This is a genomic window from Sorangium sp. So ce1036 (assembly GCF_051369805.1).
GTDB lineage: Bacteria > Myxococcota_A > Polyangia > Polyangiales > Polyangiaceae > Sorangium > Sorangium cellulosum_F.
The window spans coordinates 3,104,112-3,128,051 of the sequence record NZ_JBBMOX010000001.1 but is presented as its reverse complement, the minus strand read 5'-3'; the positions used below and the strand labels follow the sequence as shown (position 1 = coordinate 3,128,051).

Annotated in this window: 12 protein-coding genes; 4 read left to right on the top strand and 8 right to left on the bottom strand. The window is 71.6% G+C overall.

Annotated features, from left to right (window positions below; translation table 11 throughout):
• Positions 1 to 92 precede the first annotated feature (92 nt).
• The gene (locus tag WMF31_RS12070) at positions 93 to 2,153 is read left to right on the top strand and encodes a hypothetical protein (protein WP_436602080.1); all 2,061 of its coding nucleotides are present in this window, start codon (positions 93 to 95) and stop codon (positions 2,151 to 2,153) included.
• A 79-nt stretch (positions 2,154 to 2,232) separates the two neighbouring features.
• On the opposite strand, the gene WMF31_RS12065 is transcribed toward WMF31_RS12070, so the two are convergent.
• Positions 2,233 to 2,790 carry a GNAT family N-acetyltransferase gene (locus WMF31_RS12065; protein WP_129350570.1) on the bottom strand — a complete coding sequence of 186 codons (558 nt, stop codon included), beginning with the start codon at positions 2,788 to 2,790 and terminating at the stop codon, positions 2,233 to 2,235.
• A gap of 2,299 nt (positions 2,791 to 5,089) precedes the next feature.
• On the opposite strand from WMF31_RS12065, the gene WMF31_RS12060 reads away from it, so the two are divergent.
• Together WMF31_RS12060 and WMF31_RS12055 are read left to right on the top strand one after the other, a co-directional pair.
• Positions 5,090 to 5,944, top strand: coding sequence for a hypothetical protein (locus WMF31_RS12060; protein WP_436602079.1), 855 nt, complete (start codon positions 5,090 to 5,092; stop codon positions 5,942 to 5,944).
• A gap of 607 nt (positions 5,945 to 6,551) precedes the next feature.
• Positions 6,552 to 7,778, top strand: a complete 1,227-nt coding sequence (locus WMF31_RS12055) for a glycosyltransferase (RefSeq protein WP_436602078.1) — start codon at positions 6,552 to 6,554, stop codon at positions 7,776 to 7,778.
• A 170-nt stretch (positions 7,779 to 7,948) separates the two neighbouring features.
• On the opposite strand, the gene WMF31_RS12050 is transcribed toward WMF31_RS12055, so the two are convergent.
• Together WMF31_RS12050 and WMF31_RS12045 are read right to left on the bottom strand one after the other, a co-directional pair.
• The gene (locus WMF31_RS12050; protein ID WP_436602077.1) at positions 7,949 to 9,016 is read right to left on the bottom strand and encodes a serine/threonine-protein kinase; all 1,068 of its coding nucleotides are present in this window, start codon (positions 9,014 to 9,016) and stop codon (positions 7,949 to 7,951) included.
• Between the two features lie 466 nt (positions 9,017 to 9,482).
• Positions 9,483 to 14,330: a hypothetical protein gene (locus tag WMF31_RS12045; RefSeq protein WP_436602076.1), complete on the bottom strand. Its 4,848-nt coding sequence runs from the start codon at positions 14,328 to 14,330 to the stop codon at positions 9,483 to 9,485.
• Between the two features lie 439 nt (positions 14,331 to 14,769).
• Here WMF31_RS12045 and WMF31_RS12040 point away from each other — a divergent pair, with 439 nt between their 5' ends.
• Positions 14,770 to 15,291: a hypothetical protein gene (locus tag WMF31_RS12040; RefSeq protein WP_436602075.1), complete on the top strand. Its 522-nt coding sequence runs from the start codon at positions 14,770 to 14,772 to the stop codon at positions 15,289 to 15,291.
• A 31-nt stretch (positions 15,292 to 15,322) separates the two neighbouring features.
• On the opposite strand, the gene WMF31_RS12035 is transcribed toward WMF31_RS12040, so the two are convergent.
• The 5 genes from WMF31_RS12035 to WMF31_RS12015 all read right to left on the bottom strand — a co-directional run bounded on the left by WMF31_RS12035 (position 15,323) and on the right by WMF31_RS12015 (position 23,706).
• Positions 15,323 to 16,855 carry a hypothetical protein gene (locus tag WMF31_RS12035; protein WP_436602074.1) on the bottom strand — a complete coding sequence of 511 codons (1,533 nt, stop codon included), beginning with the start codon at positions 16,853 to 16,855 and terminating at the stop codon, positions 15,323 to 15,325.
• Positions 16,856 to 16,952: 97 nt separating this feature from the next.
• Positions 16,953 to 18,446, bottom strand: coding sequence for a hypothetical protein (locus WMF31_RS12030; RefSeq protein WP_436602073.1), 1,494 nt, complete (start codon positions 18,444 to 18,446; stop codon positions 16,953 to 16,955).
• A gap of 368 nt (positions 18,447 to 18,814) precedes the next feature.
• Complete coding sequence (locus tag WMF31_RS12025; protein ID WP_436602072.1) at positions 18,815 to 20,212, bottom strand: B12-binding domain-containing radical SAM protein; 1,398 nt, start codon at positions 20,210 to 20,212, stop codon at positions 18,815 to 18,817.
• 573 nt (positions 20,213 to 20,785) lie between these two features.
• On the bottom strand, positions 20,786 to 22,189 hold the full coding sequence (locus WMF31_RS12020) for a sigma 54-interacting transcriptional regulator (protein ID WP_436602071.1): 1,404 nt from the start codon (positions 22,187 to 22,189) through the stop codon (positions 20,786 to 20,788).
• Complete coding sequence (locus WMF31_RS12015) at positions 22,186 to 23,706, bottom strand: protein kinase domain-containing protein (RefSeq protein WP_436602070.1); 1,521 nt, start codon at positions 23,704 to 23,706, stop codon at positions 22,186 to 22,188. The genes WMF31_RS12020 and WMF31_RS12015 overlap by 4 nt, the downstream gene beginning before the upstream one ends.
• Positions 23,707 to 23,940 lie beyond the last annotated feature (234 nt).

Genomic DNA, 23,940 nt, shown 5'->3' with positions numbered 1-23,940 from the left:
CGACGAGAGCACGATCCAGCGAGACGGCTCGCTCGGCGAATACACATGAATCCAGGCTCCATCACGAAATGAGACAGGGGAGCGGTTCGGGCGTGGGTGGGAGCACGGGCGCGGGCGTCGGCCCTGCCACGGGCGTGGGCGGCGGCGGCACGGGCACGGGCGGCGGCCCCCCTGTCGCCTCGGCCGGGTGCGATCTCGGCTACAGCGAGCTCCCGGACGGCAAGGGCGGCCTGAACGTCGAGGCGGTCTGCCTCACGGACGACCTGGGCTTCGACAGGAGCGCGTCGCTGGAGGCGTTCAAGACGACCGTCTACCCGCTGCTGCGCGAGAACTGCGCCGGCTGTCACAGCACGGAGACCCGCGCCCAGGCGCCGATCCACGCCGACGCCGATCCGGTGCTGGCCCACGCGTACGCGCTCACGCGGGTGAACTTCAAGAAGCCGGTGGACTCCAAGCTCGTCGTGCGCATGGGCATCGACCGGCACAACTGCTTCGGGAGGGACTGCAAGGACGCCAGCGCGCGGATGCTCGCCGCCGTCGAGTCGTGGGCCGACGCCGTCGAGCCGAGCCTCCCGGAGACCCCGCGCCCCGTCCCGGCGAGCGAGGAGGTCAGCGAGGCGCAGGTCAAGGCGTGGATCGCGGCGGACAAGGCCAAGGTCGCGCCGGCGGACGCCGAGTTCATCAAGTACGCCTCGCTGCACGAGATCCACAACGCCGGCGTCTCCGCGGAGGAGATGAACGTGGCCCGCGTCGGGCTCTCGAAGGCGCTGAACTCGACCGCGCGCTGGGCGCCCGTGATCGTGAACCCGGTGGACATCAACGGCAAGGGCATCGTCTACCGCTTCGATACCCGCGATTACTGGGGCTACAACAAGGGCGTCGAGAAGCTCCACTTCGGCGGCTCGGACGACGACGTCTTCTTCGGCAGGACGAGCGTCAACTACCTGGGCGAGCCGATCGGCAACGACATCACGACGAAGGAGAAGTACAGCTACACGGCGGAGGTCCAGGAGGACCCGAGCTTCGCCAAGCTCGTGTGGGGGCGCGTCCTCGCCGGCAACGTCGAGGGCGCCACGGACGGCGGGGTGCTGCCGCCCTACGTCGACGGCTTCAAGACGGACTACATCGAGGCGAGCCAGCTCGTCTACACGCTGACCCGTCCGGACGTGTACAACGCGATCATGGCCATCCCGTGGTACGCGCAGATGCTCGAGGACGAGCTCGGCGTGATCAAGGACCAGGGCATGAAGTCGTACGAGTACATGGTCACGTACCAGGCCATCACCGTCGACTCCCGCATGTACTGGCGCGCCAGGACGAAGAGCGGCGGGTACTACTGGAAGACGTGGGACATCTTCTCCGGGCAGCTCGCCAACGGCGTCAGGACGATCGAGCAGGCGTACGAGACGGGCCAGATCCGGTTCCCCTTCTGGGCGCACCCGATCCCCAAGTTCATCCGCGGGACGGGCGGCGGCGTGACGCCGCAGACCTACAGCTTCGTCGCGACCCTGGCGCAGCCGTACGGGACCGAGCCGGCCGGGTGCGACGGGCAGACCAACTTCGGCGGCGATCAGTTCAAGAACTGCCGGTACTACACCGGGACCGAGGGGCTCCAGCAGTCCGCGGAGGAGGTCATCTGGGATCTGCCGAACGGCCTGCAGGGCTACTCCCTCTGGGGCGGCTTCAACCAGCGCCGGGTCGACGCCTTCGTGAACATCGTGCGGGATCCGCGCATCATCCGGGACGCGTCGGACGCGCAGATCGTGAGCCAGACGGACTTCGCCACCCCGGACCGCCGCCTGAACACCGGCAGCTCGTGCATCGGCTGCCACGCGGACGGCATGAACCGCGGCGACAACGATCTGCGCGACTGGCTCGACGCCGGCGACGCCCGCCTCCCGAAGGGCAAGCACGGCGTCGACGGGTGGGTCGACGACCCGGAGACCGTGGCGCAGGTCAAGGAGCTGTACCCGCCCTCGAGCGTGATGAGGCCGCGGATGGAGGACGATCGCCGCGTCTTCCTGGCGGCCATGGCGAAGATGAAGCGCGAGATGATCCTGGGCACGGACAAGAACCTGTACGTCGAGCCCGCCATCTGGACCATCGAGTGGGCGCAGAAGTTCTACAAGTACCCGCCCACGCGGTCGAACTGATCGCGGCGCGCAGCACCCCGTGGGCCCGGGGCGCTGGCCAGCGCCCCGGGCCTCGCCCGTCGGGCGGCCGGCGCGCGCGTCATCGGGCCGCCGGCGCCCCGGGCCTCGGGAGCTCGAACCCCTGCGCCGAGAGCCCCTTGAACACGGTCGGCCCCGTCCGGCGGAAGCCGAGCTTCTCCAGCACCTTGATGGACGCCACGTTCTCCGGCATCGCGTGCGCGACGAGGCGCGGGAGCCCGAGCTCCTCGAAGGCGTGACGGACGCACGCCCCGGCCGACTCGGTGGCGTAGCCTTCACCCCAGTGCCTCCGGAAGAAGCGGTATCCGAGGTCTGCGACCTCGAGATCCTCGTGCCACCTCAGCCCGCACCAGCCGAGCTCCTCTCCCGTCCTCCGGTGGAGGACGACGAGCCGCCCCATGCGCCAGGCCTCGAACTGGTGGATCAGCCGCTCGACGACCGCGCGCGCCTCCGCCTCGCTGGCGAACGCGGCGTCGCCGGTGTAGCGGACCACGTCAGGGTCCGAGTTCAACTGCATCATGAACGGGACGTCGGAGAGCCCGTGGGGGCGGAGGACCAGGCGCTCCGTCGAGAGCACGACGACTCCCTCGTGAGGTGTGTTCGTCTCGCGGTCAGACATTCCCCCATGATATCAGGTTCGCCACGGCCTTGTCGGCGGGCGCCTGACACTCCGCCCGGCGGACGCCGGTGGTGGCCCGGGCCGTCTCCGTTGACGCTCGGGCGCGCGGCTCTCGATCGACTACCGGGCGGATGGGAGCACCGAGCCGTCCACCTTCTCGCCGCGCTGCGGCTTCACCGCCGAGCTCGTGCTCACCCAGACCGGGGCTCGCCTCGGGGTCGGCTGGTACAACGTCGACCCCGCCGCCACGGCGCCGCCGGCGCTCGAGGAGTGTGCCCGAGCGGGCCCCTGCGCGGTGACGCGCGGAGGTCGCCGGCGCCTTCCGGCAAGACGAGCGCGCTGCGCGCGCTGATTCGCCCGATCCCCGACACGTCGTCGAGCTCTCCGGGGCCGTGATGGTCTCCTGGTTTCCCGCTCGGACGCGGTCCATCGCCCACCGGCGCGGCGCCCCCCTCTCCCGGGCCAACGCTGGACGCGGAGCCGGGGACGGACCTGGGCGACAATGCACCAGGATGCCGGACAGCCTGAAACTCGTCCAGGCTCAGCAGGCTTCGCCGCCCGCCGGATCCGCCGGTGAGCGAGCTGAAAGCGGTTGAATGCGGGAGGACGAGAGATCGCGAGGGATGCAAGGAAGAGAGAGTTCTGTCTCCTATGGCCACTGCGGGAAGTCGGGCCGAGAGGCGAACCGCCATGACGCCAAGGGCGCCAAGAGGGAAGCAGAAAAGAATGGAGGAACACCCCCTTCCTCTCTTCTTGGCGTCGTTGGCGCCATGGCGGTTCTTCCGCTGATCCGGGGCAACTTCCCGCCGTAGTGCTCTCCCCTGTGTCCCTCGCGCCTTTGCGGCGTTGTCCCCCATCGGCGACAGGATAGTTCATCCTTCGCGCCCTCTGCGCGTTCGCAGGCTCGTGACGCTTGTCGTTCCTCGTCCCAGGCGCTCGCGAGCTGCCCTCGGCGCGCCGCGTGGCGCCGATTCCTCGCGAGCGGCGCGGCGGCTTCCGGCGTGCTGGTGACGATCGCGATCGTCAATCCCTCCGCATGGGGGCTTGGTGAACCGTCCCCATCAACTTAGGATCGCTCCAGACACAGCACATCAGCGACCGGAGCCTTCGAGCGCTGGTGGCCTCCGACCATGTCCATGTCGTGCCGCGGCGTCCGGATGTCGCGCCGATGAACCAGCCTGGCTTTCCGTACCGGCAACTGGTGAGATTCTCGTCGAGTGAGGCGGGCCGGGGCACGCGCGAAGATCCGCGCCGCCCCCGCCCCCGCCAGGGGCGCTCGCCGCCTGGATTCCACCGGTTCCGAGCACGGCTGTCTGCGGGCTCGAGCGCTTGAAGCTCGGAATCGAGAGAAAGGTGGAATCACATGCGTAAGTATCGAGCGAGTGCGATTTCTGCAGGAATCCTGGCCGGGCTTGCGGGCATGATGGCCAACGCAGGCGTCGGCTGGGCTGGCGACAACCAGCAGATCAAGGCGGACTCCGACTTGATCTACACCTGCAAGCAGAGGCAGACTGGACAGCTCCGGATCGTGGCCGGCCCGGGCCAGTGCCTGATTTCGGAGGACCAGGTATCGTGGGCTCAACCGGGCAAGAGCGCCATGGGCCCGCAGAAATTCAAGGGTGTTCAGGGCGCGCGTGGTCCCCAGGGTCCTCGGGGGCCCAAGGGCGAGCGCGGCGAGCGCGGTCCGCAGGGGCCCAAGGGCGAGCGCGGTCCGCAGGGGCCCAAGGGCGAGCGCGGCGAGCGCGGTCCGCAGGGGCCCGCGGGCGCCATCGGTCTCCAGGGCCTCAAGGGCGTTGACGGCGCTCGCGGACCCCAGGGGCCCAAGGGCGAGATCGGACCCCAGGGCCTCAAGGGCGCTGACGGCGCTCGCGGACCCCAGGGGCCCAAGGGCGAGATGGGTCCCCAGGGGCCCAAGGGCGAGCGCGGTCCGCAGGGGCCGCGGGGCCCCGCTGGCCCCAAGGGCGAGCGCGGCCCGCAGGGGCCCGCGGGCGCCATCGGTCTCCAGGGCCTCAAGGGCGTTGACGGCGCTCGCGGACCCCAGGGGCCCAAGGGCGAGATGGGTCCCCAGGGGCCCAAGGGCGAGCGCGGTCCGCAAGGGCCGGCTGGGCTCGTTGGACCCCAGGGCCTCAAGGGCGTTGACGGCGCTCGCGGACCCCAGGGGCCCAAGGGCGAGCGTGGCCCGCAGGGGCCGCAGGGCCCCAAGGGCGAGCGCGGTCCGCAAGGGCCGGCTGGGCTCGTTGGACCCCAGGGCCTCAAGGGCGTTGACGGCGCTCGCGGACCCCAGGGGCTCAAGGGCGAGATGGGTCCCCAGGGACCCAAGGGCGAGCGCGGTCCGCAGGGCCCGGCCGGCCCCAAGGGCGAGCGCGGCGAGCGCGGCCCGCAGGGCCCCAAGGGCCCGGCCGGCCCCAAGGGCGAGCGCGGCCCGCAGGGGCCCAAGGGCGCCATCGGCCTCCAGGGCCTCAAGGGCGCCGACGGCGCTCGCGGACCCCAGGGCCCGGCCGGCCCCAAGGGCGAGCGCGGTCCGCAGGGGCCGCAGGGCCCCAAGGGCGAGCGCGGTCCGCAGGGGCCGCAGGGCCCCAAGGGCGAGCGCGGTCCGCAGGGGCCCGCGGGCGCCATCGGCCTCCAGGGCCTCAAGGGCGCCGACGGCGCTCGCGGGCTCCAGGGGCCGGCTGGTCCCAAGGGTGAGATGGGTCCCCAGGGGCTCAAGGGCGAGCGCGGTCCGCAGGGCCCGGCCGGCCCCAAGGGCGAGCGCGGCCTCCAGGGTCCCGCTGGCCCCAAGGGCGAGCGCGGCCTCCAGGGTCCCGCTGGCCCGAGGGGACCGCAGGGAGAGCGTGGTCTGCAGGGGCTCCCGGGATCGCCCGGCATCACCAAGGTCCGCGTCGTCTCCCTGACGCGCCAGGCGGCGCCCGGCAGCCAGCTCGTCAACGTCAAGGTGCTCTGCCACGCCGGCGAGGTCGCGCTCAGCGGCGGCTTCACGATCTCCGCTGGAGCGCAGGCCACCTCCAGGGTGATCGAGAGCTCGCCGGTCGATTCCGCCGAGGAGGGGCGCGGGGGCTGGACGTCCACCGCCGTCTTCGAGGGCGGATTCGGCAAGAAGGGGAGCAGCGCCGCGCTGACCACCTTCGCCGTCTGCGCCGAGATCCCCGAGCGCTGAGGCCGTCCACGCGAAGCGCCCTCACGCGAACCGCGTGAGGGCGCCCCCCCTCGCCAGCTGTCCTTTCTCCCCCGTGCCGACGCCGCCCGAGCGGGACAGCTGGCCCCTCCCCGCCCAGCTCGCCCCACACGCCCTCACTCCCGGCGATTCAATGCGCCTCGGGATCCCGAGCAGTCGCTGCCCTCCCGGGCGTGACGCAGCTCGCACACTTTTCGCAAGCCTCCACGCCGGTGCCATCGTGACTCCTGGGCTCTTCCACGACGACGTAAAGTTTGCGCCGTCTCCGCGGTCTTTCCGCGATTTCTGCTGGATTACTGCGCTCCCCTGTCCGTTGATCCCACGGGGGTGCCGCAGCGCGCTCAGCCTCGGTGGTCGCCGTTTGCCACATCTGTCGCCATCTGCCACAGCGGTGATTTCACGTAGTCAAATCGAACAACCAGGAAGGCATCCCCTCACTTCAACCCAGAGGTAAGAGACATGACATGGAGAGACGCAGAGAGATCTCCATGGCTCATCCTCTCTATGGTAGCTTCCCCCTGGGCCTGACGACACGAAGGAGGGGTTTCTCTCAGATCAGACCACACGCGTCCGATCCCACCCGATGACAATGAATAGCGCCTACGCCATGAAGAGCTCCCCGCCTGCACCGACGACCCGCGCGCGCCGCAGCCGGCTCGTGATCGCGCATGTGCTGAACTCCTTCCACGTGGGGGGCGCCGAGCAGGTCGTGGTGGATCTGGCCGGGCTGCAGCGCGCGGCGGGGCACGAGGTGCTCGTCGTGGGCATCGCGACGAACCCTGACGGCCCGCGCGCGGATCAGCTCCGGGAGCGCGGCGTCGCGGTGCACATGGTGCCGAAGCGCCCCGGGTTCGACATCACGCTCCCTGGCAGGCTCGCGGCGTTCTTCGCGAGGCACGGTGTCTCCATCGTGCACTCGCACAACCAGCTTCCGCTCATCTATGCGACCGCGGCCGGCCGGCTCCACCGCGTGCCTGTCTGCCACACGCTGCATGGCGCCATGCTCGATCAGGGGCGGAGGGCCTGGCTGCGGCACCTCACCGCCAGGCTCGTCGATGCGCACGTGGCCGTCTCGGAGAAGACGGCCGACTTCATGAGGAAGCACAACGAGGTCCCGCTCTCGAAGCTCCACGTGATCTTGAACGGGATCGACCTCACCCGGTTCGGGCCGGACTCCGCGGCCCGCGGCCGGATCCGGGCCGAGCTCGGGATCCCCGAGGGCGCGTGGGTGGCCGGGGCGGTCGGGCGCCTGTCGCAGATCAAGAACCACGCGCTCCTGCTGCGCGCGGCCGCGGGGGTCCTTTCGGACGACGGGCGCCTCCTCCTCGTGGGCGACGGGCCCGAGGCCGCGCCGCTGCGCGCGCTCGCCGGGGAGCTCGGCATCCGCGACCGCGTCGTGTTCGCCGGCGAGCGGCACGACGTGCCGGAGCTCCTCGCGGCGCTCGACGTCTTCGTCCTGTCGTCCAACTCCGAGGGGCTGCCGCTCTCGATGGTCGAGGCCATGGCCACGGGGCTGCCCGTGGTGTCGACCGCGGTGGGCGGCATCCCTGACCTGGTGGCCGAGGGGGAGACAGGCCTGCTCGTGCCGGCCGGCGCGGCGGACGCGCTCGCTTCGCAGCTCGCCGCGCTCAAGGCGGATCCCGCGCGGGCCGCGGCGATGGGGAGGCGGGGGCGCGCGCTCGCCCTCGGGCGCTACTCGGCCGAACGCATGACGGCGAGCTACATGGATATCTACGACGCCCTCCTCTCGCGGCGGACGCCGGAGCGCGGAAGCGTCCTCCGGGCGAGCGCCCTCCTCGCCAGCTTCCACACCTAGAGCGGCGGTCGCCCGCTGCGGATACGGGCCCATCTCGGCGTTTTCGGTGCTCGGCATACTGGAGTACGCCTGCGCGCCGAAAACGCCGATCTGGGCCCGTCTCCTGTGCGGGCGACCGCCGCTCTGCGAGGTGGGGCGGGAGACCGAGAGAGAGGCGAGGTGCGCGGAGATCACGGGGCGCGGGGGAGGGTCGAGATCGCTCTGGGGAGCGTGGCCAGCGACGCGGGCGGCGAGAGCCCCGAAGCCCGGGCAGGGCGCGTCGGGGGACGACCTGGCGACGGTCGTGGGTCGGGCGCGTCCCGGCACCGTGGCGCGCTCTGCGGCGGCGGCGGCGCGCTCTGCGGCGGCGGGCTCGCGACCGCCGCTGCGGCCAGCGCTTCGCGGACCGCGGCCTGCATGGATCGGGCGTCCGGCCAGCGATCCGCCTGGGCGAACGCGAGCGCGCGATCGACCAGACGCACCACCGCCGGAGGCATCGACGGGTCGACCTCGGCGAGCGACGGGATCGGACAGGTCATCCGCAGGAAGAACAGCTCGTTCACCGTCGGCGCGTCCTGTACGTACCGGTTCGCGAGCAGCGAGAACATCGTCGCGCCCAGCGCCCAGATGTCCGTCCGCGCATCGACGAGATCCCAGCGCGCGCGCGCTTGCTCGGGCGGCATGTAGGCCGGCGTGCCCATCGCGCGGAGCCCGACCAGCGAGGTCTGCCCCGAGGGGACCCGCAACCGCGCGATGCCGAAGTCGAGGATCTTCACCCCGCGATCGCGTGTGATGAAGAGGTTGTCAGGCTTCAGGTCGCGGTGAACGATGCCCTTCTCGTGCGCGGCCGCGAGCACGCCGAGGATCTGCTCGCTCACGAGCAGGACCTCGGCGAGCGGCAGCGGGCCGCGCTGCGCCTTCCAGCGCTGGAGGAGATTCTCGCCGTCGAGGAGATCCATCACGAGAAAAGGCGACCCATCCTCCGCCACGTCGTCCGCGAGCACCGCCGCCACCCCGGGGTGACCGACGGCGTTCGCGATGTCCTTCTCGCGGAGGAACCGGGCCCGGTCGACCTTGTCCCTCGCGCGCTCGGGGTGGAGCAGCTTGATCGCGACCCGCTCGCCGCTCCGGTGCGTCGCCGCGTACACCGCGGCCATCCCCCCGAGGCCGATCAGCGCGTCCAGACGCCATGCGCCCCGGAGCACCGTTCCCACGCGCGACTGCGCACTCCGGACGAGCGTGTCATTCTCGAACTCCATCGCTGGCTCCTTCCATGCCCTCGGGCAACCAACCCTTTCGAGTGCCCACGACGCAAGGAGGCCCATGGCTCTTCACGTCCCCGATGGGTGATGGCTCTCCATACGGATCGGCGCTTCACGACGGCAAGCTGGGGGTGCACCCTGTCGGAACCGCGACCTGCCGGCCGTCGTGCGTCACCAGCAGCGGAGACGCCTTGCGCGAGCGGTGTCCAACGGCACGTCATTTCATGGAAAAGTACAGCAAGACCCGCGCCACGCGGGTCCGCTCGGGAGCGCAGCGAGGTTCGAGCGCTCCGCTGTGGCGGATCGCCTCGCGGGACAGAATGCCTCGACCATGGCGTCGCCGCAGGCCGCGGTGCTCTCGAGTTGGCCGCGGGGAGGGAGGCAGCGCGCTCGGCCCAGGGAGCGCGGGCGCGCCCTGGCCCTCCGCCCGGAAGGGGCGCGCTGCCAGCGCCCGCCCGCGCGCTCAGTAGAGGCCCCTCATCGTCGGATCGCCCAGCTCGTAGGCCGACAGCGCCTGGCGGATGAAGACCGGCACGGAGATGTAGCCCTCGAGCGCGACGCAAGCGCGGTTCGAGGAGCAGGTGCAGCTCGCGAAGTCGCTGTAATCGTCGTCGCTCTCGTCCGAGTCCGCCTTGCAGCCCGGCACGCCGTCCCGCTCGACCTCGCCGTCCGGCGCGACGGGAGCGACGGTCGCGTCCCACCGCACGATCGGCTGCCCGTTCTGCGGGCTCAGCCTCGCCTTGTGCCAGTCCGCCTTGCCGTCGCCGTCGAGATCGGGGCCGGGCTCGGTGACGTACGCCCTCGCCAGGAGCTCATTGGCGTACTCCAGGACACGCGCGCCGACGCCCTTCTGCACCACCTTGCCAAAGAGGGTCTCGGTCCCGTACGTCTTCGCCACGAACACCTTCCCGGAGGGGTGGTGGAGCTCGATCCGGTTCGGGAATCCAGGATCGGAGTCCGCGCCCACCTCCCAGACTTGCATCATGTCGAGCCAGCGCTGCTTCTGGTTCTCGGGCAGGTACAGCAGGGTCCAGGCGATCATGAACTTCTGCTGCTCCCAGCCGATCTGCGGGTCGAGGATGGCCACGCGGGCCGGGGCCCGCGGGCTCCACGGCGCGCGGTCGGTCGCCCCGTACGCGCTGCACACGATGCTCCCCGCGCCGGGGAAGCAGCTCTCCGGCCCGCCCCTGCTCCACCACGACGTCCAGCCCAGGGCGCTGGCCGGGTACCCGCTCGCGTCCTTGATCGGCCGGCCCTCCTGATCCGCCTCGATGCGCACGCCCTTGATCGCGTCGTCGCCCGTGAGGCCGTTGGCGAGCCAGCGGCGGTACCCCTCGGGGAAGACGTCGGCGAGCGAGACGGCGCGGTAGCGCGCGTCGAGGAAGTCGTGCCGCGAGTCGCTGACGAAGTTGTCGACCGACTCGGTCATCAGCATCGGCACCCACGCCTTGTCGTAGTAGGAGCCCGCGTTCATCGTGTACGACGAGTCGAACTCGCCCTTGTCCTCCGCGAGCGCGCTCTCGAGCGGCTTGCCGCCCAGGGCGATGTCCCCGAAATACCCCGTCGCGCCGTTCGGGATCACCACGAGCGGCGCGCCGGGCCTCCCGAAGACGTCGCTCGACGACCGGAGCACCGTGTCCCCTTTCGGCAGGAAGTGCTCGCCCGGCTGCGGGCGCGCCATCTGGAGCGTGAAGTGATCGAACGCGATCCCGGCCGCGAGGACGTTCTCCCTGAACAGGCTGCCGGCGGCGTAGACCCAGAAGGTGTCGAAGTCATAGCCGCGCTCCAGCGCGTACTCGCGGTAGACGTTCGCGAGCAGCCCGAGGCCCTTCGCGCCGTCGCGCATCTTGGCGTTGTAGCGGTTCAGCGTCCGCTCCGACGCCGTGCGCACGCTGAACGACTGCCGGTCGCGCCGGTAGTTGTCGAAGATGTGGTTCACCTCCTGCTGCGTGATGAAGAAGTTGAAGAGCTCATAAGCGTCCGCGCCGTTGTCGTGCCGGTACACGCTCAGGTTGCCGAGGTCCGCCCACCGGTCCGTCGCGAAGCCGTAAGGGACGCGGGTGCGCCCCGCGGGGTCGACCGAGGGCCCTTTGGCGTCCTCCGGCGTGCGCAGCGCGCGCCACGGGACGTAATCGACCCTCTGCTGCCGGCACCGCGTGTACTTGCCGTCGACCGGCACGATGTGCCCGTCGAGGACGGGGTGAAAGGCGCCGTCCCGCTCCTCGTCCCAGGTCGCGGGCCTGAACGCGCCCGGGTCGACCTCGACGCAGGTGTCCGGCCGGATCAGGTCGTACTTGCCCTGGAGCTCCGAGTAGTGGATCTCCTTGCCGCCGTGCTCGGGCCGGAAGCCGAGGATGCCGCCGAAGTCGTCGACCTTGGCGAGCATGCCCTCGCCGCGCGGGGTCGACGCCCTGTAGGTCGGGTCGGCGTGCACGGCGACGACGTCACCGTAAAACATGCGGGCCGCGGCGAAGTCGTAGGCGCCGAGCCCGAGCAGGTCCTGCGTGGGCTCGCCGGCGTAATCCATGACCGACGAGTGCATGAACATCCAGAGCAGGTTCTTCTGCTCGTCCTCGGTCACCGGATCGAAGTAGCGGGGCCCGACGCAGGACGCGCCGTCGTCGGACAGCGTCTCGCACGGCGTCCTCACCCGCCCGTTGCTCGTGCGCAGCTGCCAGTACTGCGGCCGGTAGCCGAAGGCGTCCGACGAGCTCACGAAGTTGTGGCGGAGGCCGATGGAGTGGCCCATCTCGTGGATGATCACCGCGTAGTGCGCCCGCTGCGCGAGGTAGCGCCGCATGGCCTCGGCGCGCCGCGCCCGCTCGGCGGCGCCGCCCTCGCCGAAGCGGCCGTGCTGGCGCGCGAATTTCTCCTCCAGGATGTCCGCCAGGCTCGCCGTCGCGAGCGGCGCCGGCGCCTCGTGCATCACGCACGCGCCGCGCTCCGCGAGCGCGACCTCCCTCAGGTTCCTCAGCTCGCGCTGCACGCTCGGGTTCGCGCCCCGGAGCGGCGAGGCGACGTTCATCACCTCGTCGGTCAGCGGCAGGCCGCTCACGCCGGTGAGCTCCTGCATCCGCTTCGTCGTGAGCTCGGCCTCGAGCGCCGTGCCCACCGCGGACCTGCGGCGCGCCGCGTAGACCGCGCGCATGCTGTCCGGCGCCGTCGCGTCGGCGGCGATGGCGCGCACCTCCTTCGCGATCCGAAAGAGGTCCTCGCGGAGCTCCGGATCCCGCGCGAGCCGCCCGACGCCCTCCGAGACGGCGTCCGGGTCCACCCCGGCCATGCCGGCGACGCGCCGGTCGAGCTCTCCCCGGGTGAGCCGCGGCAGCGCGCCGCCCCGCGACGCCCCCTCGCTCGCCTGCGCCCACGCGCGGACGTGGTCGCCGTCGGTCACCTCGTCGGTCCGGAGCTCTCCCTTGATGTAGCGGACGGCGTCGACGACGCCCTGGCTCCAGAGGTCGTTGACGTGCGTCCAGACATTGATGCTCGCGGCGACCTTCTCGCCGGTGAGCGGATCCTCCGAGTCGCTGTAGATGCCCCAGGCCGAGGGCGACTGCGGCGCCTCGATGTTGTTGATCTGGTGGTAGCGGAGGTCGCCGATCCGCACGTTCAGCGCCTCGCGGCAGGCCTTCAGGAGCGCCTCGTCGCGCCCCGCCGCCTCGCGCCGCGCCTCGTGGCACATCCTGGCCGTCACGCCCTCCGGGAGCCGCGGCCCGCCGCACGCCTCCGGGTCGGCCGCCTCGACGGGGCTGTGGCAGACCACGATCATCTCGGGCATCTTCGCGAGCGCGACGACGCCCGGCGCGTAGCCGCGCCGCGCGCCGAGGTCGTCCGCCAGGGCCTCGCAGCGCTCCCCCGCGTACGCCGCGCCGCGCCGGCACGCGTCGACCTCGCGCGCGAGCGCCACGGCGTCGGCGCCGTCGTCCATCTGCCCGTCGTAGACCGGGAACGCCGCGCCGCAGCGCGCGGGCTCGCCCCCGGTCCGCACGCACTCGGCGTACTTCGCCGTGACGACGGCGCTGCGCAGGGCGACGTCCCACTCGTGGGCAGCCCGGTCCGTTGCGTCGAAATAGTCGGGGTTGCTGCCGGAGGTCACGTACCACGGCTGCGGCACGGCCGTCCGCCGCTGGTACGGCAAGGTGCAGCGCTGCTTGAAGGTGTCGCACCGGGAGCCGGGGCCCACCGTCACCACCTCTCCCCCCGACTCCATCGTGGCCTCGGTCACGGCCTCGCACTCGTCCTCGGTCCCGTTGCCGTCCTCGTCCCGGTGCGGATCCGCGCCGAGCGGGGTCGTCTCGGGCGTGAAGCACGGGATCTCGCCCGTCATGCCCTCCGGATCCGCGTAGTAGTGGCTGCGCTCCCAGAGGTTGTAGCGGGCGATCATGCGGTGCCACTTGGTGTCGCTCATGCCGTAGTTGCGGGCGTACCCGTAGCGCTCCCGCACGAAGGCCCCGAACGCCTGGAACCGGTAGCCGTCCCACTCGGCGGGCTCGTAATCCCGGTCGACGACGCGGCGGAACGACTGCCGGAGCGTGATCTCGACCGGGTTGCACGAGCCGACCGGCGAGGTGCCGCCGGAGAAATCCGCGTCGAGCATGCAGGCCGGGAAGCGATCGACGCCCCAGCCGAGGTGGCTCAGGTCGATGAGCTGGGGCATGGCGAACGCCTTGTTGGTGACGTCGAAATACCCCTCCTTGACGTCGAAATGGGGCGCGTCGGGGTGGCTCGGGTCGTTGACGTAATACGAGAGCGGCTCGTACTGCACGCCGCCGTGGACGCCGATGAGCGACAGCGTATCGAAGTCGTAGGAGTCGACGTTCAGGTTCCTCGACCAGTCGACCCGCATGTACTCCCGCTCGTACCAGGGGCGGTCGGTCGTGTTCTCGACGATGACGTTCATCTCCTCCCCTGTCGTCGGGTTGTACTCGCGCGTGACGTCGAAGTGCGAGAGGATCTGGTAGGCGACGGCGACGACGCCATCGTCCGTGGCGGCGCCGGCGCCCTTGCCGTCGGTGTCGTCCACGCGCTCGTAGGTGATGCGCCCTATCAGCAGGTCTTCCTGGATGACCCACTTGATGCGCGCGACCTCCGCCTGCGCGTACGAGGACGAGAAGAGGCCGTCCTGCGCGGCGCCATAGCCCACATCGATGACGGTGGTCCGGGCCCAGAACTCCGGATCGTCCGCGGTGCTCTGCAGATCGTCGCCGACGAAGAACGACTTGGCCAGCGCGTTCGCCTGGACCCGGTTGAGCGACGGCCGCTCCTCGGCGCAGCCCGCGGCGCCCCCGATCACGCAGATGGCCACCGCCATCGATGCTCGCCTCCCGATCAAACGCATTGCAGAGTCCTCCTCCGGCAGCTCGGCACCGAGCGCGCGTGCCCCCATGAAAACCTCGGCGTCCTCACGCGATCTGGGTTGAGGGCCGCGGCTCGTGCGCGACTCCCGTGTCTGCCCGACCGCGGGGTGACCGCGGCACGTCGCGTGCCACCCATGGATCACCGGCGGACCCCGGATGGCCCAGTGATGGATGCACAGAGAGCGCGCTGCATCGTGGCGGCAGACCGCCGCGCGCGCGGGCGGCGCGCGGCCGGGGCTCTCCTCGTCAGGACGGCCCGGCGACGCCGGCCGGCGTTAGGAGACTGACGGCGCGAAGCAGCGTGATCTGCCGGCCGGGGCGTGCGCTCCATCGGGAGGAGCCGCGGGGCCCGGGTTGCGGTATTCAGAGCCTCACCCGCTCGGGAGGATCGCAGTGCCAGATGGACATACCCTGCTCTCGAACGCCGACGGAACCATCCGGGCCGACGGCCCGGACGTGCTCGTCTGCGAGTGTCGGGGCGACGGGATCGACCTCGCGGTGCGGCGCGTCGCCACGTTCGCGCTCGTCGTCTCGCTCATCATCGCGGGCCTCGTGACCGCGCGCGCGGCGCCCTTCCCGATCGTCTTCATCGCGGTCGCCTGGTCCGCATGCGCGATCGCGGCGCTGCTGCTCGTGCGACGGCGCCGCCGGCTGCACGGCGTGTTTCGCCTCGACTTCGAGCGAGCCGAGCTCACCCAGGAAGGGATCGGCTTCCGGCGCACCTTTCCGATCCAGATGATCGCCGGCGTGTCGACGCCGCCGGCCCAGGACGCGGAGGCCGACGACCCCGGCCTCTCGCCGCGCTGGCTGCTCCTTCACCTGTCGAACGGGGAACGGCTCCGCCTGGCCAAGGCGCCCCCCTATGCGCTCGGGCCGGCGCTCGCCTTTCTCCGGCGAGCCGGCATCGAGGCCTGAGGGGGTGCTTCCCGGGGGCGCCGGGGCGCGCTCAGGGCGCGGGCAGCCTCGGATAGGGCGGGCCGAAGTGCCTCGTGACGTCCCGGACCGTCGAGAGGTACGGCGTCTTCATCGCCGCATCCTGGTAGATCGGCCGGACGATGCAGGCGTTGTCCCCGCACTCCCCCGGGTCGGGGAAGACCACGTCGGCGACGAGCCAGAAGCGGTCGCCGTCCTCCCCCGGGAGGAACGTCACGGGCTCCTCGGGGTCGTAGAAGCCGGTCGGCCCGAGGCTCGCCCTGAGCTCGCCGTTGCAGAAGATCTTCACCCGCGGGTGCACACCGAACGACACGTCGCCGCTGAAGTAGTGCACGCCCACCCGCATCCAGCCGGCCCTGGGCGGGAAGTCGACGTTGATGTTCTCCGGGGCGCAGAAGCGCGGATCGTCAGGGTCGGTCGCCTCGTGAGCGCAGGAGGCGTTGTCGAGATCGAGCCGCGGGTTGTGGCAGCCCCTGTCGAGGGCGCGCCACATCTGCCCCACGCCGCGCGGGGCATGGAAGCAGGTGTTGTTGGCCTCCTCCGGATCCAGGTACCAGCTCACCGGCTCGGGGGGTGTCGCCGCGTCGCTGAACCAGGCGATGGCCGGGCTGCCCCCGAGGCTGTCGATGGTGCAGTTGCCGTAGCCGCACGCGACGTCCGAGCCGCCGATCCTCCACGGCTGCGTGTTGTTCGGCTTGTGCAGGTAGAGGTCCAGATCGACGCTGATCGGCGCGTGCTCCCACTCGAGCTCGACGCGGAGGCCGCGCGCGCCGACGAAGAGCGGGTAGCTGCACGTCCCGACCTCGCCGCTCGCGAGGCGCTTCGTGTACGTGACCGTGTACTCGCCCGACTGCAGCGGCTCGAAGTCGTCGGGCGGGTCCGCCCCGCCCACCGAGGGGCACGGGTCCACGCCCGGCGGGCAGGCCACCGTCCAGGCCTCGGCGCCCGGGGCCGCGTCGGCGCTGAACGCGCCGGTGCCCTTCTTCAGGTCGACGGCGGCGAACGGCGCCGCCTGGATCGGGTGGCAGCCCCGCGTGTCGTTCATGAAGCAGCCCTCGTCGGCGTGCACGCCGCCGACGCACGGCCCCCACGTGCCCATCTCGTCGCAGAGCTGCGTGCCGGGAAAGCAGCCCGGGGTGTCGCGGTACGACGGATCGCCGCGGAAGCAGGGGTGCGCCTGGCCCGGGAGGCAGGCGCAGATCTCGTCGATCACGCCGTCGCAGTCGTCGTCCAGGCCGTCGTGGCTCACGCCGAGCTCGTCCACGCCGCAGAGCTCCGTCGGGCCGCACGCGCTCCCGCACGGGTTGACCGCCACATCGACGCGGTCGCCGGACCCGCTGTCGAGGTCGATGCCGCCGCCCAGCCCATCGAGGCCGCCGGCCGCGCTCGCCCCGCCCCCCCCGCCCGCCTCGCCCGCGATCGCCGCGCTGTCGAGCGAGAGGCGCTTGCCCTCGGCGCTGCAACCGGCCGCGACGCCGGCCCCTGACGCCCCGACCGCGAGCGCGAGCGCGAAGTGGAGCACCGAGCGGACACGAAGACGAGACATCCTACCTCCACGAGAGGCCCCCTCGGCGCGGCGTCGCGCCGGGAACGCGCCGCACGGCGCCGCGGCGGAGCGCGCCCGAGCGCGGCGCGTGTGCGGCTCAGGGCAGCGGCGGATAGTCTGGGCCAAAGCTCTCCTCGACGAACAGCTCGGTGGTGAGCCGCGGCGACTTCGTTTCTTCCTCGTGATAGATCGGCTGGACGATGCAGGTCTGCTGGCCGCACTCGTCGGGCTCCGGGAACAGCACGTCGGCGACGAGCCAGAACCGAGTCCCGGCGTCCCGCGGCGCGAACGTGACGGGCTGCTCGGGGGTATAATACCCCTTGGGCCCGAGGTCGGCCCGCAGCGCTCTGTTGCAGTAGATCTTCACCCGCGGGTGGACATCGTCCCTCGCGTCGAGCGCGCCGTAATAATGCACGCCGATCCGCATCCACTGGTCGCTCGGCGGAAAGTCGACGTTGATGTTCTCGGGCGCGCAGAAATCGGGCTCATCCGGATCCGTGATCGTGGGGTCACAGCTCACGTTGTCGAGGTCGAGCCGGGGGCTATGACAGCCCTTGCGGAGGCTCCGCCATGCCTCTCCCACGCCGCGGGGGGCGTAGTAGCAGGTGTTGTTGCTCTCCACCGGATCCAGGAACCAGTTGACCGGATCGGGCGGCGTCGAGAGGTCGCTGAACCAGCGGATCTGCGGCTCCTCCGCCGACAGGTCGTCGACGGTGCAGTTGTTCCACCCGCAATCCACGGCCGAGCCGGCCATCTCCCAGGGCTGCATGCTGACCGGCGCGTGGAGGTGCAGGTCGAGGTCGATGCTGCCGCGGTCGTGCTCCCACTCGAGCTCGACGCGGAGGCCGCGCGCGCCGACGAAGAGCGGATACTCGCAGCTCTCGGTCCCGCCGTTCGCGAGGCCCTTCGTGTACCTGACCCTGTACTCGCCCGATTGAAGCGGCGTGAAATCGTCCGGGGGGGCCTCCCCCTCGACGCCGGGGCACGGGTCGATGCCCGCGGGGCAGGTCACCTTCCACACCTCGGTGCCCGCGACCGCGTCGTCGCTGAACGAGCCGGTGCCCTCCTTGAGGTCGACGTTGGCGAACGGGGGCGCCTGCATCGCGTGGCAGCCGGTGGCGTCGCTGGAAAAGCAGCCCTGGTCCGCGTGCAGGCCGCCGACGCACGGGCCCCACGTGCCGGTCTCGAGGCAGAGCTGGGTGCCGGGAAAGCAGCCCATCGCGCTCCGGTACGACGGATCGCCGCGGAAGCAGGAGCTCGCCTGGCCCGGTATGCAGGCGCACTCCTCGTCGATCATGCCGTCGCAATCGTCGTCGAGGCCGAGGTTGGCCTGGTCGCACAGCTCCGTCGGGCCGCACGCGCTCCCGCACGGGTTGACGGCGACATCGGACGTCGGCGCCGGCCCCCCGTCGCTGGGGAAGACGTTGCCAAACCCGTCGTCGCCGCCGCCGCCGCCCCCGCCCCCATCGCCGCTGCCGTCATCGAGCACGCCGTGAATGCCCGCCGCGCTGCAGCTGACCGCGGCGCCAGCGCCGGACACCGCGGCGCCCATGAAAATGAGGAGCGAGGAGGAGAGACGAGGACGACGCATGAGACCTCCGTTCGAGGGCGCCTCGACCGCGTGTCCAAGCGGGCTCATCCTCCGCCCAGACACCCAGCATTCGAGGAGCTCGCGCGAGTGTAGCAAAATCGTGATGCAACAGCGCCACTGTATCGTGACCCTGGATCGCACGTCGTGCGTGCGCCGGCTTTCAACGATACCGGATCAGTCGATTGTTCGCGCCTTGCGGGGAATCGCGCTCGTTTCAGCCATTGACGCACGGCGTTTGCGGCATTTGCAGGGAGGAGCGCCTCGGCGGGGCGCCGCGCGGCGTCGGGCCACTGGCGCTCTCCGCCGCCGCGTCGTGGCGCGCGCCCGTGGGGGCGCGGGATGACCTCATCGCGGTGGATGTGCGCGCTTCATCCGATGACCGGGAGCTGCCTTCCGCCCTTCGCCCGGGTCGGCGGGGGCTCTGGCTGCGCCGCGGACAGAGCGGCCGTGTCCTCGATGGACACGCCGGACCGGAAGCGCTGCTCGCCGCCCGCGATCTTGCGGTGCGCCAGCGTGTGCTGCATGAAATTCAGCGGCCAGAAGCCCGCCAGCTGGATCCAGCTCGACTGCCGCGTCAGGGTGAACCTGCGCCACATCGAAGAATACGAATAGAATTTCGTCCACGCCGACACCCAGCCCTCCCGGAGCTGCTCCCGGGACATCCGCCTGGGTACGAAGTAGGGTGAGCCGGCGTCGTGGTCGCGGCGCAGCCACCAGCGCTCATCCGTGAGGCGCCCCTCCGCCTTGAGGCGCCGGTAGAGCTGCGTCGCCGGATACGGGGTCAGGATGGCATACAGCGCCATCGTCAGCTTCATGTCGATCCCGAACTCCACGGTGCGGTCGAACACCTCGGGATCGTCCGTGTCGAACCCGAAGACGAAGCTCCCCCAGACCGAGATGCCGTGGTCGTGGAGCATCGCCATCGTGTCCTTGTACTGGGACGGCCGGTTCTGTCGCTTCCCGGTGAACTTGACCGTGTCCTCATCGATGCTCTCGAAGCCGATGAAGAGCGCCTTGCACCCGCTGTCGGCCATGAGCTTCACGTTCTCGAGGCGCTTGACGGCCGCGAGCGAGCACTGGCCTATCCAGTGCTTGTTGAGCGGGACCATCCGGGTGAACAGCTCCTTCGAGTAAGCCCGGTGGATCATCACGTTGTCGTCCGCGAACAGGATGAGCTTGCCGAGCGACCTGAGCTCGCTCAGCACCTCGTCGGTCGGGCGGAACCGCATCGTGGTGCCGTTCGCGGTCGAGACGCTGCAGAACTCGCACGGGTACGGGCAGCCGCGCATCGTCTGCACGACCTGAAACGGGATGTATTTCTTGGAGGTGAACAGATCCCGGCGCGGCGGCGGCTTGCCCGCGAGGCTCGGCAGCTCCGGGCGGTAGATCGGCCGGAGCTCGCCGCGCTTGGCGTCCGCGAGCAGGACGGGCCAGGCGTCCTCCGCCTCGCCGACCACGACGGCGTCCGCGTGCTGCATCGCCTCGTCCGGGCAGGCCGTGGGGTGGATGCCCCCGAGGACGACCTTCACGCCGCGGCGGCGGTAGGCGGCGGCGATATCGTAGCTCCGGCGGGCGGTCTTGCTATCGACGCTGATGCCCACGAGGTCCACGTCCTTGACGTCGCGCTGGAGATCGAAGGGCCGCACGACGTCGTCGGTGTAGATGACCTCGTCCTCGGGCGGCGTGAGCGCCGCGAGGGTGCCGAGCCCCACCCGGGGCAGGTAGGCGGAATCTTCGCTTGCCGTGGCGATGAGCTCGATCTGCATGGCAGACCGTGCTTATCACGGCCCCGCGCCGGGCCGAACTTCCCGCGGCCGGCGGTCGAGGATCTCGGCGCGGGCGGCGGGCTCGGCGGGGTGGGTGTCTGTGATGATCCTGGTTGCACGCGCCGGCGGGTGGGGTCGCGCGCGCCGGCGTGGCGCGGGCGGGCGCTCGGCCATCCGCCAAGACGGAAGCCAGGGAGCTTGCGCATACAACACCACCCGGCATGTCTCCCTTCGGGCCATGCCACCTGAGACGTTTCGTCGCGCGCCACACGAGGCGCGCCTGAAACCTCGAGCCCCCTTGGACCTCATGGCACCTCGGTCGGTGCTCGGCGCGCCCGCCCGCGCCACGCCGGCGCGCGCGACCCCACCCGCCGGCGCTCACCCCCCCGGGCGGCTTGCCGCTCGGGCGCAAAAGCGTCGCGAGGGGGCCGGTTCGACCATCACGGCCTCGACCAGCATCTTGCGGTCGGCACTTAATTAGTAGTATTTACCAAGTCCGTGGACCCCGTTGAACAGCGCCCCGCCCGCGGTCGTCGATGCGCGCCGCCGGCGAGCCCCGACCGCGGGGACCGGTCACTCCTGCTCCTGCTTCGCGCCGATCCCGTGGCGGCGGAGGTAGGCGCGCACGTGCGCCCGCTCCATGCCGGCGCGCCGCGCCATCTCGCTCACGTTGCCCTTCGCGTCCTCGGACAGGGCGGCGAAATAGTCGCGCTCGAACCGCGCGAGGACGTCGCGCTTCGCCTCCTGGAACTGACGGCCTTTCAGCGACGCGAACGAGCCGAGGGAGCCGCCGCCGCCGCTGGCGGCGCCCGGGGGGATGGAGGGCGACGAGCCGCTCGTGACCGGCGCCTCGGTGAGCGCGCCGAGGTGCGCGGCGATGTCGATCTCCTCCCCCTCGCCCGCGAGCGCGAACGCGACGGCCACCGCGTTCCTGAGCTCGCGGACGTTGCCCGGCCAGTCGTGGCGCATCAGCCGCTCGAGCGTGCTGTTCGAGACGCGCTCGTACGCGCTCTCGTCGCCGAGATCCTTCAGCATCCGGCGCACGAGCACCGGGATGTCCTCCACGCGCTGCCGGAGCGCCGGCAGCTCGATCTTGATCTGCGCGACGCGGAAGTAGAGGTCGCTCCGGAAATTGCCGGTGTTGACCGCCCGCACGAGGTCGCGGCGCGTCGCCGCGAGCACGCGCACGTCGACCTCGCGGTAGCTCGAGCCGCCGACGCTCTTGATGCGGCGCTCGGCCAGCGCGCGGAGGAGCTTCGGCTGCACCTCGAGCGGCAGCTCCCCGAGCTCGTCGAGGAAGATCGTCCCGCCGTCGGCCTCGATGAACGGCGACAGGCGCTTGTCGACCGCGCCCGTGAACGCGCCGCGCTCGTGGCCGAACAGGGTCGCCTCGGCCAAGGTCGGCGGGATCGAGCCGCAGTCCACGACCACGAACGGCTTCTTCGAGCGGGCGCTCGCCATGTGCAGCGCCTGCGCGACGAGCTCCTTGCCCGTCCCGGTCTCGCCCGTGATGAGCACGGTGAGATCGGTCGGCGCCATCTTGGAGAGGCGCTCGAAGATGGCGCGCATCCCGGCGCTGCTCGCCACCAGCGGGCCGAACGACGGGATCGACGAGACCGTGATGCGCTCGGGGCGCAGCGGCTCGAACTGGATCTCCGTCTCGCCGAGCCTGAGCTTCGTGCTGGTGAGCAGGTAGATGTCGCCGACCCGCACGCCGCCGACGAACGTCCCGTTCCTGCTGTCGAGATCGCGGACGCGGACGCCCTGCTCGGTGGCGACGAACTCGGCGTGCACCGCGCTCACCTTCGCGTCGTCGAGGACGAGCTGGCACGCCGCGTTGCGGCCCACGATGACGGGCTCGGTGCCGATCTCGACCCACCCGCCGCTGCGCGCGGCCGACGACTTCGTCGGACGGATGCGCCCTCCGCGCACCTCGACCCTGTTCTTCGTGCCTACCGTGGCGTCGAGCAACTTCACTGCCTCTCTGTCTTGCGGCGCGAGGGCGGGCCCTCTGGCCGGGGAATCTCGACGCCTCCGGTCCTGCTCGGCGACGCCGGCGGCGCGCCGGCCCCCGCCCTGCTCGGCGGCGGCGGTGGCGGCGCGGCTCCCCCCATCCTGCTGGGCGACGCCGGCGGCGCGACCGCCCCCGCCCGGCTCGGCGGTGGCGGCGGCGCGGCTGCCCCCGCCCGGATCGGCGACGCCGGCGGCGCGGCCGCCCCCGCACGGCTCGGCGGCGCCGGCGGCGCAACGGCCCCCGCCCTGCTCGGCGGCGCTGGCGGCGCGCCGGTCCCCGTCCGGCTCGGCGACGCTGGCGGCGCGGCTGCCCCCGCCCTGCTCGGCGACGGTGGCGGCGCTCCGCCCGTCCTGCTGGACGGCGCCGGCGGCGCCGCGCCTCCGGTCCTGCTGGACGACGCCGGCGGCGCCGCTCGCCCCGTCCTGCTGGACGGCGCCGGCGGCGCCGCGCCTCCGGTCCTGCTCGGCGGCGGCGTGGCGCCCCCGTTCCTGCTGGACGGCGCCGGCGGCGGCGAGCTCTGGCCGGCGTCCAGGTAGCCGCCGTTCTCCGTCATCGTCGGCGGCCCGTCGACGACCGTGGGGTTGTCTTCCACGAGCGCGTCGGGCACCTCCGACGGGCACCTCGCCCGCTGCGAGCGCCGCACCGCGCGCGTGATGTTCGCCGGCTGGATGGCGCGCCAGCTCTCGAGCGCCTCCGCCGCCGAGCCGAAGCGCCGCTCCCGCTGCCGATCGAGCGCCCGCTCCAGGAAGCGCTCGATCCCCACCGGCCACTTCTCCCCGGTCGCCTCCGCGAGCGACGGCGCCGGACGATCGAGCTTCATCGCGACGAGCACGGCGGCCGTCGCGCCCTCGAACGGCAGCCGCCCGGACAGCGCGCGGAAGGCCACCGCGCCGACGGCGTAGATGTCGGCCCGCTCGTCCGCCCGCGCGGCGCCCCGCACCTGCTCCGGCGCCATGTACGCGAACGAGCCGAGCGTCGCGTCGAACGCGGTGAGCGTCGGCTCCTCCTTCTCGCGCCGGGTGAGCTTGGAGATGCCGAAATCCAGGATCTTCGCGCGCTCCCGGCGATCGGGGAGGCCGAGGTGCTCCAGGTAGATGTTGCCCGGCTTGAGATCGCGGTGGATGACCCCCGCGGCGTGCGCCGCCACGAGCCCCTGGAGCACGTCGTCGATGATCGGCCCGACCTCGCTGAACGGCAGGTACTGCTCGCGCTTCAGCCGGTCCGCCAGCGACTCGCCGTCGAGCTGCTCGAACACGAGCAGGGGCGCGCCGTCCTCCGTCTCGCCGACCTCGAGGAGCTGGCAGACATAGGGGCTCTTGATGGCCGAGGCGATCTTCGCCTCGCGATCGAAGCGCCGCACGAGGTCGGGCTTCATCGCGGCCCGCGCGAGCAGGACCTTGATGGCCACCGGCTGCATGTCCGATTCCCGCGTCGCGGCCCAGACCTCGCCCATGCCGCCCCGCCCGAGCAGGCGGGTCACACGATAACCAGCAACAATGTCGCCCGGGTGGATCGCCACGTAACCTGGATCGGGACCGTACCACCGCGCCCCTCGAACGGGGGAGAAAAAAGCGAGAGGCATGGCAAACCGCGAGATTCCGACGCGCGCGGCGCGGGCGTCGCTCGACGCGTCGCCGCGGCGCCCGCGACCGCGGGGCCGAGGCGCCCGCGCGGAGGCTGGCGATCCCGCCGCGCCAGGGGCCGGGGCGCCTGG

What these genes read in the sequence shown, in the direction of transcription:
- WMF31_RS12030 (WP_436602073.1), bottom strand. Translation starts at nt 18,446, where the DNA reads ATGCGTCGTCCTCGTCTCTCCTCCTCGCTCCTCATTTTCATGGGCGCC.
- WMF31_RS12065 (WP_129350570.1), bottom strand. Translation starts at nt 2,790, where the DNA reads ATGTCTGACCGCGAGACGAACACACCTCACGAGGGAGTCGTCGTGCTC.
- WMF31_RS12035 (WP_436602074.1), bottom strand. Translation starts at nt 16,855, where the DNA reads ATGTCTCGTCTTCGTGTCCGCTCGGTGCTCCACTTCGCGCTCGCGCTC.
- WMF31_RS12045 (WP_436602076.1), bottom strand. Translation starts at nt 14,330, where the DNA reads ATGGCGGTGGCCATCTGCGTGATCGGGGGCGCCGCGGGCTGCGCCGAG.
- WMF31_RS12050 (WP_436602077.1), bottom strand. Translation starts at nt 9,016, where the DNA reads ATGGAGTTCGAGAATGACACGCTCGTCCGGAGTGCGCAGTCGCGCGTG.
- WMF31_RS12025 (WP_436602072.1), bottom strand. Translation starts at nt 20,212, where the DNA reads ATGCAGATCGAGCTCATCGCCACGGCAAGCGAAGATTCCGCCTACCTG.
- WMF31_RS12055 (WP_436602078.1), top strand. Translation starts at nt 6,552, where the DNA reads ATGAATAGCGCCTACGCCATGAAGAGCTCCCCGCCTGCACCGACGACC.
- WMF31_RS12060 (WP_436602079.1), top strand. Translation starts at nt 5,090, where the DNA reads ATGGGTCCCCAGGGACCCAAGGGCGAGCGCGGTCCGCAGGGCCCGGCC.